This window comes from Bombilactobacillus sp. ESL1187, from assembly GCF_058107155.1.
Genome location: NZ_JBYLTZ010000001.1, coordinates 1,106,445 through 1,120,370, shown reverse-complemented (window position 1 = coordinate 1,120,370; position 13,926 = coordinate 1,106,445). Strand labels below are relative to the sequence as shown.

Annotated in this window: 14 protein-coding genes and 1 tRNA gene; 1 reads left to right on the top strand and 14 read right to left on the bottom strand. The window is 38.7% G+C overall.

What is annotated here, in order from left to right; translation table 11 throughout:
* Positions 1-118 precede the first annotated feature (118 nt).
* The 3 genes from AC3B5B_RS05255 to AC3B5B_RS05245 form a co-directional block, all read right to left on the bottom strand.
* Positions 119-191 (bottom strand) — tRNA-Thr (locus AC3B5B_RS05255).
* 89 nt (positions 192-280) lie between these two features.
* Positions 281-2,131: a cation:proton antiporter domain-containing protein gene (locus tag AC3B5B_RS05250; RefSeq protein ID WP_489769518.1), complete on the bottom strand. Its 1,851-nt coding sequence runs from the start codon at positions 2,129-2,131 to the stop codon at positions 281-283.
* A 119-nt stretch (positions 2,132-2,250) separates the two neighbouring features.
* The gene (locus AC3B5B_RS05245) at positions 2,251-2,766 is read right to left on the bottom strand and encodes an HdeD family acid-resistance protein (RefSeq protein ID WP_489769517.1); all 516 of its coding nucleotides are present in this window, start codon (positions 2,764-2,766) and stop codon (positions 2,251-2,253) included.
* 96 nt (positions 2,767-2,862) lie between these two features.
* Between AC3B5B_RS05245 and AC3B5B_RS05240 the strand changes: the two genes are divergently transcribed.
* Positions 2,863-3,522, top strand: coding sequence for a metal-dependent transcriptional regulator (locus tag AC3B5B_RS05240; RefSeq protein ID WP_489758126.1), 660 nt, complete (start codon positions 2,863-2,865; stop codon positions 3,520-3,522).
* Positions 3,523-3,636: 114 nt separating this feature from the next.
* Here the strand turns inward: AC3B5B_RS05240 and AC3B5B_RS05235 are convergent, their stop codons facing one another.
* From AC3B5B_RS05235 to efp, 11 genes are all read right to left on the bottom strand, one after another.
* Positions 3,637-4,371, bottom strand: coding sequence for a DUF975 family protein (locus AC3B5B_RS05235; protein ID WP_489758125.1), 735 nt, complete (start codon positions 4,369-4,371; stop codon positions 3,637-3,639).
* Positions 4,372-4,394: 23 nt separating this feature from the next.
* Positions 4,395-5,657 carry a tyrosine--tRNA ligase gene (tyrS, locus tag AC3B5B_RS05230; RefSeq protein WP_489758124.1) on the bottom strand — a complete coding sequence of 421 codons (1,263 nt, stop codon included), beginning with the start codon at positions 5,655-5,657 and terminating at the stop codon, positions 4,395-4,397.
* A gap of 64 nt (positions 5,658-5,721) precedes the next feature.
* Positions 5,722-6,705 carry a glycosyltransferase family 2 protein gene (locus tag AC3B5B_RS05225; protein ID WP_489769516.1) on the bottom strand — a complete coding sequence of 328 codons (984 nt, stop codon included), beginning with the start codon at positions 6,703-6,705 and terminating at the stop codon, positions 5,722-5,724.
* Positions 6,702-8,159: a hypothetical protein gene (locus AC3B5B_RS05220; protein WP_489769515.1), complete on the bottom strand. Its 1,458-nt coding sequence runs from the start codon at positions 8,157-8,159 to the stop codon at positions 6,702-6,704. The genes AC3B5B_RS05225 and AC3B5B_RS05220 overlap by 4 nt, the downstream gene beginning before the upstream one ends.
* Positions 8,159-9,340 carry an aminotransferase class I/II-fold pyridoxal phosphate-dependent enzyme gene (locus AC3B5B_RS05215; protein WP_489758121.1) on the bottom strand — a complete coding sequence of 394 codons (1,182 nt, stop codon included), beginning with the start codon at positions 9,338-9,340 and terminating at the stop codon, positions 8,159-8,161. The genes AC3B5B_RS05220 and AC3B5B_RS05215 overlap by 1 nt, the downstream gene beginning before the upstream one ends.
* A gap of 140 nt (positions 9,341-9,480) precedes the next feature.
* The gene (locus AC3B5B_RS05210; protein ID WP_489769514.1) at positions 9,481-10,269 is read right to left on the bottom strand and encodes an alpha/beta fold hydrolase; all 789 of its coding nucleotides are present in this window, start codon (positions 10,267-10,269) and stop codon (positions 9,481-9,483) included.
* Positions 10,270-10,486: 217 nt separating this feature from the next.
* Positions 10,487-11,029 (bottom strand): citrate lyase holo-[acyl-carrier protein] synthase, encoded by a 543-nt coding sequence (gene citX, locus AC3B5B_RS05205; RefSeq protein WP_489769513.1) that lies wholly within the window; start codon positions 11,027-11,029, stop codon positions 10,487-10,489.
* A 238-nt stretch (positions 11,030-11,267) separates the two neighbouring features.
* Entirely contained in the window at positions 11,268-11,957 is a 690-nt protein-coding gene (locus AC3B5B_RS05200) for a DUF6198 family protein (RefSeq protein ID WP_489769512.1), read from the bottom strand.
* Between the two features lie 4 nt (positions 11,958-11,961).
* Positions 11,962-12,513, bottom strand: a complete 552-nt coding sequence (locus tag AC3B5B_RS05195; protein ID WP_489758117.1) for an ECF transporter S component — start codon at positions 12,511-12,513, stop codon at positions 11,962-11,964.
* Positions 12,510-13,328: a PfkB family carbohydrate kinase gene (locus AC3B5B_RS05190; protein ID WP_489769511.1), complete on the bottom strand. Its 819-nt coding sequence runs from the start codon at positions 13,326-13,328 to the stop codon at positions 12,510-12,512. The genes AC3B5B_RS05195 and AC3B5B_RS05190 overlap by 4 nt, the downstream gene beginning before the upstream one ends.
* A complete protein-coding gene (gene efp, locus AC3B5B_RS05185) occupies positions 13,315-13,878 on the bottom strand; it encodes an elongation factor P (protein ID WP_489758115.1) in 564 nt (187 codons plus the stop codon). The genes AC3B5B_RS05190 and efp overlap by 14 nt, the downstream gene beginning before the upstream one ends.
* Positions 13,879-13,926: the final 48 nt, after the last annotated feature.

The following is a 13,926-nucleotide window of genomic DNA, read 5'->3' as shown; positions in this document are numbered from 1 at the left end:
GAAACAACTTTGGTTGCAATCTTTTTTTGTATAATCCAGACCCGCTCAACTAAGTTAGGAGTTGCATTTTTTAAACACAAAAATAGGATGAGATCAAAAATCTCATCCTATTACCTTAAGCCATCTATCGGGTTTGAACCGACGACCTCCACCTTACCACGGTGGCGCTCTACCTACTGAGCTAAGATGGCAATTGAGCACTTATTTATATTAGCAAACAATTACCTATTTGCCAAGCCCAATTTGTATTTATCGCAAAATTATTTTTATCTCCGTGTCCTTAATTCTGTTCACCCAAAGTCGTCCGTAATTTTACAATCGACTCCCATGGTCCCGTCAAAATTAAGTGATCATTTTGCTGCAACAACGTTTCGCCATGTGGAATTAACGGCTTGCCGTTGCGAATAATGCGACTGACCACCACATCTTTCGGCAATTGTGCCACTGTTGTTCCAGCAAAATTAGGGTTAACCAATTTAAATTCAAAGATGCGTGAATGCTTCGAAGTAATTAACGGTAAAATTCGTGAAGATTCAATGGCTGAACGCAAAACGCCTGCGCCCACATCAAAGGTATTGAAGAACTCAACATGCGCTTGCGTCAATTCTTGGGCCATCGTGCCAGATTTATCAGGATCTGGATTATCTAATCGAACCAAGACTCGCGGGACACCATATTTTTTAGCCGCTAACGCTAATTGAAAATTAATATTTGAATGAATGTGTGAAATCACCAAAATATCAGTATCAAAAATGCTGGCGGCAATTAATTTGGAAACATCTAAGTCTGGCAGTAAAGTAATGTCATAACTAGCTTTAAATGTGTCATAACTATCCTGATGGTTGGTATAAAGCGCCACTTCATACCATTCTTTCGGCAATTGTTGAGCGGCGGCTACTGCCAACGCAGTTGTGCCAATAATATGCACATTCGTCTTCGTCACTTTTTGTTCTTGGGGTTGATAATATTTCTTAAACAATAACGGTCCCAGTAAACAAGTGATAATTGCCGCCAAAGTAAAAGCGCCACTTTGCTGACTGGTCAAAGCATGAATATCTTGGGCAATGGCTACGCCGGAAATCACTAGGGTCATCGTCGTTTCCACTAACCACGTTCCCGCGATCGCATTCGACTTAGAAAATAGACGTTTGAAGCTCCAATAAGCTGGTAATTTAGCTACTAAGAAGGCCACTAATAATAGTGGAATCAAAATTAAAGTCTTTTTCGAACTTAATAATGTTATCAAATTCAGCTTAACTCCCGTTAAGATAAAGAAAAAGGGAATTAAAAAGCCATAACCAATGGCATTCAACTTCACTTCCGTGGCCTTCTGTGGCTCCAAAAGTTTGATCACAATTCCTGCTAAAAAGGCCCCCAAAATATTTTCGGCCCCTACCGACATGGCAAGCACTACCAAAATAATAATTACCAAAAAGGCAAAGCGCATATCTAGTTGTGTCGTCGATTTATTGAGCTTAATGACACTTTTAAAGAAATTCCGAAAACGTGCTAACAAAAAAGCTGCCGCTAGAAAAACTAAGGACAATAACCACAAAGTCGTACCATGGCCACCTTTAATGGCTGAGAAAATCGTCAATCCCATTAAGGGAATAATTTCTCCTAAGACACCAAACAATAATAACGTTTGACCATAAGTATTACCCAATAAATTGTTTTCCTTTAAAATTCCAATCATGACGCCTAGAGAAACTGTCGCAAATAAGATTGATGATAAGAAAACGTCCTTAAACAAGCCACCCACGGCAAATAAAATTCCTAAAACAATACAAGCCACTAACGTTGAGCCATAAGCGATGGCTGCCGTTTTTAATGGTGAGACATTGTCTGCTGTTTGGGCCCGCTTAATTTCTAAAGTGGTGGTCGGTTCCGGTTTTTTAAATAATGAAAAATCAATTTCCATCCCGCTTAAAAACAACAACATGATGGTTCCCAAAGTAGCGAGCGTATCTAAAACAGAATTAATGTGAATCACATTCAAACAACTTTTGCCTAAAATCACTCCAACAATAATTTCCGCAATGTTAGACGGTATCAAAGAAACTTTGAACCGCGCCAAAATCGTTGGTGTCAAAAAAGCCGCCAACGCCACAATAACTAATGAAAGATCCATGCTAATAACTACCCCTCTGTTGACTAATATGTAGTACCATCAATGATTTGCTGAAACAGCAAAATTGACAGCATTAATTATACTATGAATTGTCAACTGTCGGTAGTCTCATTAACAATTTAAAAAGCTTCCACGATTTCTAATATACCAGCGACAAAGAAATAAGTTGCCGCCAACGCCACGATCAATATGGCAGCTAACATTGGACGAAATAATAAGCTGACGCCCGCAACGATACTCAAAATTGCCAGCCCAATAATTAGCCAATGATAACTTTTGCCCATAGTATGGTATAAAGGCGCAATACTAATTTCTGCCAGACCATCAACAATAAACCAAATGGCAAAAATATAAATTAAAGTAGAAACTGCCAATGGTAAATTGAATAAGAAGATAATGCCCAAAATGATATCTACAATGGCTGCAAAAATTAACCACCCCGTCTGCCGTTTTGTCACTTTCCTCAAGCGGTAGCTTAACCATAATTGATAAACGCCACGCACGAACGCAAAAATACCAACTACGACAATGATGGACAATAAGCCGGTCAGAGGATGGCTCATAATCAAGTAGCCAACATACAAAGAAAATATTCCAATAATTAGACTAAAGAAATCAAACTTCCGGGTCTTCATCAACTATTCGCCTCGATTTTTAAAATTAAATTGCACGTTTTTTACGAACACTTTATAATGAGCATAGTATCCTAAATTATAGGGGGTAGCAAGAATTTGTCACCCAGTCAAGAAAATTATTTAAAAAACATTTTTGAATTACAGCAAAGCGCACAAAAAGTTACGAATAAGCGCTTGGCAGCCATGATGAATGTTAGTGCCCCATCCGTTACTGAAATGCTCTTGACCCTCAGTCAAAATGGTTTTATCGAGCACACGCCATATAATTCCATTGCCTTAACTGCCAAAGGTCAAGCTTTAGCAGAAAAGTTAGTCCAGAAACATCGACTTTGGGAAGTCTTTTTAGCTGACAAATTACACTATCCATTAGTGGAAGTTCATCCGGAGGCCGATGCTTTAGAACATGCGACTGATGCCCAAATGACGGCTGCTTTAAATCGTTATTTGAACTTTCCGCAAAAGTGTCCACACGGCGGTATCATTCCGGGCAATGGTCAAGGCGAAACCGATGCCGATGATCTCATTTTAAGTCAGGTGAAACCTAATCTGCCCGTTAAAATCGTGCGGATTTTTGATAACCGCGACTTTTTGGCACATTTTGCTAGCTTAGGCTTAAAATTAAACCAAGTCATTACCGTTACGGAACACTCCAGCTTTGATCACTCAGTTTTAATCATTACTGATGAGCAACAAAAGATTTCTTTAAGTCAAAAATTAGCTAATTACATTTTTGTCGAACCAGTTGATGAAGCATGAGTAAGGTTGCTTACCAATTAAGTATTTCTTCAAATTACAATGAACACAAAAAAAACAATACCAGTTCAGACTAATGGTCCTTTCTGGTATTGTTTTTTGTTACTTATTATTCAGCTAAAATTGAGATTTCATGCGAACAGCCAAAATATCTTGATAAAAGGCGGCATAACTAGCTGCTTTATAAGGTGCTACATATAAGTTAGTCAACCCGAAAGTTAAACCATTCAGTATATCCCAGCCTAAAAAGCTCAGATCCAACATAAATAACCGCCATTTATTGCCCCGCATCATTTGCCAACTAAACCAAAGAGTTTTCAAAGTCTGGGTCCAAGATAGTTTTTGAACTTGAGAAAGATCTTTCAGGATAAAGTAAACCATACGTAAACCATAACTAAAATAAAGCCCGAAAATCCATAATAGTTGCAAACCTAATTCAAAAATGCCATAGCAAATCAACCATAAAAACAAAACGCGAAAGAAATACACTCCCGAAAAGACTTGTAAACTTTGCGATACGCCGCCTTTATAATTCAGACCACGCGTCCAATTTAAAGCTGCGAACTGAGTGCCAATCGCTACTAAAGCGTAAGCTAATTGTGCTTCAAGGCTATACCATAATAATTTAGGGCTGGCACTAACGAACTGCTGCACAACACGATATAATTGCTGTGAATCTAACCCACTAGGTAATTGATTAGTTATTTTTACGGCTAAACAAAAAATTAAATAAATAATCAATATTAATACTAGAGTTGGTACTAATCCTAAATACAACCAACTGCGCGGATGTTTCGCTAAATTGAGACGGGCTTGACGCTTAATTTCATAAATATTTTGGGGAAGTCGCAATCTTTTTTACCTATTCTTTCTAACTACCCTTGGATGCGAACCAAAGTGTACTTCTTTTTACCTTTACGAATAATCACAAATCGCCCATCAAACGCCTGGGTTGGATCTAATTCATAGTTAACGTCTTGTTGACGTTGACCATTAACATAAATTGCTCCGTTTTGAATATCTTCACGAGCTTGACGTCTTGAAGGTTCAATTTGGGTTTGATCAACCAAAAATTCCACCAAGTTACTAATTTGACCAGTAACACTCACTGATGGCACCGAGCTAAAACCTTGTTCAATTTCTTGCGCAGATAAAGCAAGTAAATCTCCACTAAACAAGGCAGCTGAAATTTTTTCTGCTTCATCAACAGCCGCTTGACCGTGCACAAAGCGGGTAACTTCTTGAGCTAATACGCGTTGGGCTTCCCGTTTTTCCGGAGCTGAATGCATTTGTTGTTCTAATTGCGAAATTTGGTCTTGATCTAAGAAAGTAAAGTACTTCAAGTACTTAATCACATCTCGATCATCAGTGTTAAACCAAAATTGGTAAAATTCGTACGGGCTAGTTTTCTTCGGATCTAACCAGACTGCGCCCCCTTCCGTTTTACCAAATTTAGTCCCATCGGCTTTCAGTAAGAGCGGAATAGTTAAGCCAAAGACTTGCGTATCATTGCCTTCAACTCGGTGAATCAAATCAATGCCCGCAGTAATATTGCCCCATTGATCACCGCCACCAATTTGCAAGCGAACTTGATGTTGGCGATAAAGCGTTAAGAAGTCAATCGCCTGTAAAATTTGATAAGTAAATTCAGTATAAGAAATCCCTACTTGTAAGCGCGAAGAGACAATCTCTTTATTCAACATTGTATTGACATTAAATAATTTGCCGTAATCTCGTAAAAAGGTGAGTAAATCAATTTTTGACAACCAATCATAGTTGTTAACAATTTCAAAGTTATCAGTTCCAAATAAAGCCACCATCTGCTTAGTTAAAGCCGCTTGGTTCTTTTGCACTTGCTCCATTGTTTGTAGAACACGTTCAGATTTTTTACCCGACGGATCGCCAATTGAACCCGTTGCTCCGCCAATAACGATCACTGGTTTATGACCTAATAATTGAAATCTCTTTAAAATCATAAAAGTTACTAAATGACCCACATGTAACGAATCACCGGTCGGATCAACCCCACAATATAGTGCAATCTGATGATCTTGAACATAAGACTTTAAACCTTCTGCATCAGTTTGTTGATTAATGGCACCGCGCCAAGTTAATTCATCAATAATATTTTTAGTCACGAACCTCACTCCTTTAGCAAGTATTTATCTTTCATTATAGCTAATTTTAACTAGAAAATTGACCCTAATTTTTTACTTTTGTGTTAGCTGATTCTTTAGCATGGTACAAATCTTTCTCAATTGTAAAACGCGGTCGTTGTTTTACTTCTTGAAAAATTTTCCCCACATATTCACCAATCACACTAATGCAGATCAGTTGCACACCACCTAACGCCCAGATTGAAATCATTAACGACGACCAGCCAGATACTACGGCGCCCCGTATTTTCTGCACAATAGTATACAGTAATAATAACAAGGCTACTAGCACAATAAAAAAGCCTAGACCCATGATTAATTTAATCGGCGCAATTGAAAAGGAAGTAATGCCATCAATAGCTAACTTCAACATTTTACTTAACGGATACTTGGATTCCCCTGCGACACGCGCTGCCCGTCGGTAATAGACTTTAGCACTCTGAAAACCGACTAATGGTACCAATCCCCGTAAAAACAAATTGCGTTCGGGATAATCTAATAGTACTTGAACAGCTCGTTGGCTCATTAATCGAAAATCTGCCGCATCCGGAATCATTTTAACTCCTAAAACACTCATCACTCGATAAAATAGTTCGGCCGTTGAACGTTTAAACGCACTATCAGTAGCGCGATTATTGCGTACACCATAAACTACTTCGTAGCCTTGATGATACTTGCCTACCATTTCAATGATGGCTTGGGGGTCATCTTGTAAATCCGAATCAATCGACACTACCATAGCGGAATCATGCACCACAGTACTTAAGCCAGCTAGTAGCGCACCTTGGTGCCCAAAATTACGGCTGAGCTTAACTCCGGTGACATTTTGATCCTCAGTACTATATTGTTCAATTAACGACCAAGTTTGATCTTTACTACCATCATCTACCAAAACGATTTGACTATCAGTCGCAATTTGGTGTTGAACAATCAGCTTTTGTAAGACTTGTTTTAAAACCGGAATGGATTGCGGCAAAACCGCCTGTTCATTAAAACAGGGCACCACAATACTTAATTTATTTGTGCTCACTGACCGCACCTCGACTCTTTTATCCCCATCCAAAACTGATTAACACCCACACTGGCAATGATCGCTAATATCGGCACGAACTCTAAGCGATAACGCCCTTGCACTTCGATGATTAGTTGCGCGCAAACGTAGGCAAATAACACCAGTAATAAGAGATTAAACTTTGAATTACTGGACTGCTTCAACCACAATACCACAGCTCCCAGCAACACTAATCCCATCTCAATCACACTAATCCCGTAAGCAATAATCGTTACCCACCAAGTATGTCGTGGCGTATGATTTTGGTCAAAAAGGGAAAAAGACAGCGTGTTAGACGGATTAGACCATAGAACAAAAAATTTCTTTACAAATAATTTCAGCCAGAGGTGATGCTTGTTCAAATAACGAATATGCTGCTGGGTGACATTTTTTTCTTTGTGTAACATCACTTGCCGGCTATCATGTAAATTAAACTGGTGCCGTACTTCATTTGAGTAAGCGCCAGCGGTCGGATAATTTAAGCCCATGACAAATTTCCATTCACTATCTCGATTACTTAATCCGTACGCGTTTAAACCAGATAATTTAATGGCGGAGCCCAAACTAGCCAGTAGCAAAAAATAAACTGCGACTAAACCCAATAGCTGAGCTATTGAAAATTTCCAGTTGCTTGGTACTGTCCACAACCGATAAATAAGCCAAAATACGATAATTCCAGCCACAAAAACGATCCCTAAGGGCCGTAAGACATTGCCGAGTGCTAAGCAAATTCCCGCTGCTAACCAGTGAAACGGTCTAGCATCAATTAGCAGAATAAAGGTCAACAAGAAAAAGATTAACGCCAAATATTGGCTGGTCACCCGATTGTTCAGTGCCCACCATTCCAGATTAATCCCAATAAAAAATACACTAAGGCGACTAATTGTTACTTGGTGGAATAACTTTTGTGCCAACACATAAGTTAGAGCTAGCACCACAACTTGTTGTACGACCGTGAACCATTGAAACAGTCGCAAATTAACACCAAATAATTTAATAAAACCCATTACGTAAACTAAAAAACCGGTTTGATAAGCCCACTTAGAAAAATAACTGTTATCAGTATGATAAATCGGATGTCCGTGAACTGCTTGAGCGCCCAATTTCCAAAATTTATGATAGTCACTAAATTGTTTAGTTGGTGTTTGATAAATCCAAGCTAAAAAAAGCCCCGCAAAAATAATTAATAAAAGTGTGACCACCGCTAAATTGTTAATTGGTTGATCGGGAATTTTGACTAATAACCAGGTGCAAACTGTGATTAAGCCTAGTAGTAAACACCAACTTACTACCAATAGCCACCGATCTGTACCTACCTGTTCTTTTAACAGCGTCCAACTATTTAAAATGGCTCCGACAACCATCAAGCCACTAAAGCCAATTAAAACCAATTTTAAAACTTTAGTCATCCATGATTGGAAAGTTGCACCCATCAAGCAATAGAACCTTCCTTTTTCTTCAAGTAATCAGCTAAACGCGTGACCGTCGTTTTAATTTTTTCCATGCTGGCAGCATAACTAATCCGCAAATAACCAGCACCTCCTAAACCAAAGAAACTGCCTGGTAATAAAGCCAACTTTTCTTGTGCAATCAGTTCTTGCGCCACTAGGACGTCATCTTGCGGCAAACTGGCTGGCAATTTAATAAACAGGTAAAAAGCTCCCTGCGGTTTAGAAGTTTGAAAACCTAACTGTGTTAAATGTTGGTATAAATAATCTCGCCGTTTTTGATATTCCACTTTCATAGCTTTTGTATCATCTTGACCAGCTGTCAAGGCCGCAATGGCCGCATCCTGACTAACTTCTGGAATGGAAGTAGTGACTAATTCATGCACATGTAATAAATGAGCCATAATTTTTTGGGGACCACAAACATAGCCCACGCGCCAACCAGTCATCGCATGCGATTTAGATAAACCGTTCATTAAAATTGTTTGTTCCGGTAAAAACTTCGCTAAACTAACGTGTTGAACATCATAAGATAGTTCACTATAAATTTCGTCACTCAAAACAAAAATTTCAAATTGCCGTAACACATCAGCTAACGCTTGTAGCTGCTGTTGATCATAGGTTACCCCTGTCGGGTTATTCGGATAATTCAAAATAATAGCCTTAGCTTTCGGATGTTGTTGTAACAACGTTAATAAAACTTGAGGATCAATCCGAAAATCAGTTTGTGAAGTATCTAAATAAACTGGTTTTGCTTGGTTTAATAAGATATCCGGTTCATAAATAGTAAAACAAGGTGTCGGTAAAATTACTTCATCACCAGGATTTAATATCGCTGTTAAAGTGGTATAAACACTTTCCGTCACACCAATTGTAGTGACAATTTGTGTTTTGGGATCATATTGTAGATCATATTTGGTCTTTAAAAAGTCCGCAATTGCCTGTGTTAATTCAGGTTTGCCTTCCGGAATTGTATAGTGCATCTTATCATTTAAAATTGCTTGACTAGCCGTTTCACGAATATGCTGGGGCGTAATAAAATCTGGTTCCCCGACTGTCATATTCACAATGCCTGGTGTTTGATTAGCTTGAGCATTAAACAAAAAAATATCTTGTGGTTTTAACTGCAATGCAGCTGTACTCATTTTGGATTCTAAATCACTCATGTCAATCTTCCCTTCTTGGATTACCTAGAACAATCAGTTGTCTTTTGAAATTCTTTACCATTAGATTCTGATTGCTAACTTATTAGCAAACTCTGTAAGCTTTTATTATACAGCTAAACCCGCTTTTGAACCAATAACTCTCAAACTACCGTTTGCAAAAACGTTAATACCCACTGATTAAACTGCGACGCTTCTTCTAAATGCGGTAAGTGCCCCGAATTTTGAAAAATCTGGGCATAACCTTTGGGAGCTAACTGCAAGCATAAGTCGACATAACCGGGGTGCCAAATCGGCGAATGCACACTACCTAAAAATAATTGCGGTAACAAACAGGTAGCAATCACATCGCGCCAATCTTGCAACAAGTGATTAGTTAATAAGGGAGCATTTAATTCTGGATCAAATGGATGCGCCTGCTGTTGTGCTTTCAATGCTTGCCAAATTGGTGTTGGTACTTGTTGATAAGTCATTTTCGTTTGTAAAATGCGCTGTTGCTGTTGCCGCACAGTTTCCCAAGTTAGATCTAAAGCTCCGTATTGCCAATGCGGCGTATTCAAAGCTTTAGGGGATTCATCCACATCAACTAGCGCTTTTATGCGCTGCGTTCCAAACAAACTAACATAACACCACATCACGGCTGCGCCCATGGAATGACTAATTAAAACTGCATTATGTAAGTCCAAGGCCGCAAATAATTCCGCCAAATCGGCGGCCAAGCGAGCAATTCGTAAATTATGCCGCGTCCGTTGTGATTGACCGTGATTGCGTTGATCAATCGTCACTACTTGGTAGTGTTGTTGCACAAAAAAATCGACTTCTTGTTGCCATTCTAACTGCGTTCCAGAATAACCCGCAACAAAGACTAAAACTGGTCCCTGCCCACGGACTTGATAATTTAACTGGATTCCGTCACTTGTTGTCAGCCACATCCTAAGCATCTCCTAAAATGTTCAGCATTAAAATTAACTAATTTTAAACTACACTTTTTTGGAAGGGGGTTCAAGTCCCAAATAACGGACTACACCACCGGATGAACAAAAGCTGAGCACTATAATTTTCACCACTAAAATAAGACTGCAACAAGCCGAAATGGTTCATTTTTGAACACTAACTTTGCTTGCTTCAGTCTTATACTTTTACTAAAAATTATTGACCAAAATATGCCCAATAGCACTGATCAACTGCTAATTTTAATTGCTCTAAGCTATGCTTTTGCTCGCGACAACATTGTTGAGCTGGTTGCGAACAAATTAAGCACTGTCGTTGTCTACGACCAACATCGGTCCGTGATAAACACTTGTCTGAACCATACGGCCAAATATCAATTTTAAATAAACAGCCTAAAGTAAATTGATCTTCAAAGCGAACCATTCGCCGTTTAATTAGCACTGAGCTTTCTGACAAAATCAAAAAAGCTTCTGGCCCTGTCAGTCGATGTAAATAGTTCTCAAAATAAATTATAGGCAGTTGTTCTTTGGAACAAATTAATTCTAGTTCTTTTAAACCTGCAATAAAAACTCTACGTAAAGCTTCATTATTCTTGACATTGCCAGGAATTATCAACCGAATTGTTAAAAGTACATCCATACGGTAATTTTTTGTCAGAGTTGCTTGTTGTTGAGTACGCCAAATTTGATTCTGCTTCATGGCAGCTAATGTAATCGGCGTCCCGTGGTCAAGTATTGTCATCGTCTACTACACCTTATCAATTATCTGAAATTACAGATATGCTTTAATTTACTCGCGCTAAGTTTAACATAATGTTCATAAGACACAAGTTATTTTAATGATTAATTTGGAAGGCTAAAAGTCTCAGAAGTTATCAAAACTCTAATTAATTGCCAAAACTCTCACTTCTCATCATGTCCTAATTTTAGCACGCAAAAATTAGTGGTATAGACAACTACACTAACATTTTGCAGTTAGTTTATTCAGTCGGCTTAGTTGTAAAACGGTGCTGTAATTTGCTAAAAATGTGGTGATCAGCCCAGCCGATGACAAAACCTTGGCAAAACAATGAGAACAAAGTTCCGATGCCCACGGACTGCAATTGTCCTGAACGTACCCAGCAATAAATCATAATTAATACTGGAATAATATAACTAACAATTTGCCCCCACGCGGCATTTCCGTGAAAAAAATGAAACCGTAATAAAAAACTAAATTCATCATTAGGATGTAACATCACATTCACACGTTGATATACGGACACCGCCGTGGCAATTAAGCAAACACCTAAAATATCGAGAATTAAGCGCCAAATTAATGGTAATTGGGGAACTTTCAATAAAGTAAACCAATGATTACTAAATTGCACGAGATAACTAAAGCACAGTGCAAACAACATATTACTGATAAACATGGTCAAATCTAATTTTTGACTAATCAGAGTATTTAAGCACTGAACTAGCAATGCGTAAACCAACAAAATTGTACCTAAGCTCCAAGAAATCTGACCTTCGAGATTAACCGCTGAGGCCGTCCAAACAGCACTACCTAAATGAGTAGCAACTGTTAAGCCATTGGCCAGTGAATTTAAAATAATGGAAAAGCCCAAATAAAAAATCATTTCGGAACTTTTAAGGCGTCTTCTAGTTCCATCAGCTAATTCAATCATATGATTATATTTTCATCCGTTTCAATAAGGTTCGTTCCAATGCTACATAAATTAACGGTACTATGATAAAAGTCGCAAGCGAATTAATCAAAGTCGCTGGCAAACTAACAAACGCATTAATCATCGCTACGTGTAATTGCGTTCCAACCATTAACCCTTCAATAATCCCCGTACACCAAGAAGTTAACAACTTAATAGCCCCCGCGGCAAACGATACTACATACAACTTACTGATCCGCTTGTCAGTTACATAATGTACTCGTTTAAAGACCCAGGAAGTGACAAAGGCTAAAATCAAAGCTTCCAAAATGGTTAACCACGATGTTGCCGCATAACCATTGAGAATATCAAATAGTCCCAGACCAATCATCGAAGCTAACGCACCTGCTCGAAAGCCTAGCAACATGACTGAAATAACCGCAAAAGTATTGCCAAAATGAATAAAGGGCCGCCCCGTTGGTGCTGGCAAATAAATTCGAAACAGACTAATTCCAATAAAAATAATTGCGGCACACAAACCGGTAAAAATCGTTTTCCGTAATGTTTTTGATGTCATTTTCTCATCCTCAATTGTTCTAAATCGGCCGCGATTGTCGCTACTTGGACATCACTTTGCTCTATTGGTGTTAATGTTACTGCCTTCGTCGTTAATCGTGTTGCCGTTTGCACTGCTGATAACCAATCCATTTGCTGTAGTAAACAACCAGCCAAAATACTGGTAAATAAATCACCACTACCGCTCACAGAATGATGAGCTTTCGGATACGCTAAATATTGTAATTTTCCTGCTACAAGATAAGCACAACCAATCTTGTCCCGCTTAGCAACACCGGTAATCACCACTTGATTGCCTTTAATTTGTTGTGTTAATTGTTTCAATGCTTGAACTAATTGGTCTGGAGTCGTAATTGTAGTATTTAATAACAGCTGCGCTTCTGTGAAATTGGGGGTCAAAACATCAGCGAATGGTAATAACTGGCGTTGCGCTTTCACATAATCATGATTCAATAAACCGTACAATTGACCATGATCAGCCATTGCGGGATCAAGCACGACTAACGGCAAGCGATGTCTTGCTAAATATTTTTGCCAAATAGTAACTAATTGCTTCGTACCCAAATAACCAAGTGCCAAACCACTAAACGCGACTTGATCCCAATAAGTTAGCACTTGCTGGAGCCATTGACTCACATCTAATTTAGGCGCCTGCACATCATGTCCTGGATGCGTTGCCAAAAGGTTAACTGGTAAACTGACACTAGGTATTCCCAAATTTTGCAAGACAGTGGTCGCTACCTGCAAAGACATACTGCCCCAACTGGACCAATCTTCAGCTACTAAGAAGTGCTGATCTGGTCTACTTATTGGCACGTTTGACATAACTTCCGTCTTGCGTATTAATTTCCAGTTTTTCACCAACATTAATAAAATCAGGAACGGCGACCACCAAACCTGTATTCATTGTTGCCGGCTTATTAGAACCTGCTGCCGTAGCTCCTTTAATTAAGGGTTGCGTGTCCGTCACCGTCAATACAACAGTTGTTGGTAAACTAATTCCAACCACCTCAGAACCATAAAAATCAATTTTTACTTCCATATTTTCCATTAAAAATTTCATTTCCTGGGAAATAATTGCCAAAGGAACTTCATATTGATCATATGTTTCCAAATCCATAAACACTGCTACATCATCTTGCGTGTATAAGTATTGTGCCGCTTTTGTATCAATAACTGCTTGCTCCAATTTAACATCTGGATGCATGGTTGTGTCGACAATTGAACCACTGCGCAAATCCTTAAGCTTCAAGCGCATTACAGTATTGCCCTTACCTGGCTTATGATGATCAGCCTTCATTACCTTGATTAATTTTCCATCTTGAATAAATGTCATCCCAGCACGTAAACTTACTGCTTCAATCATAATGTCTCTCCTCCAAATCCTTAATTACCTATCATTGTAGCAGATCTA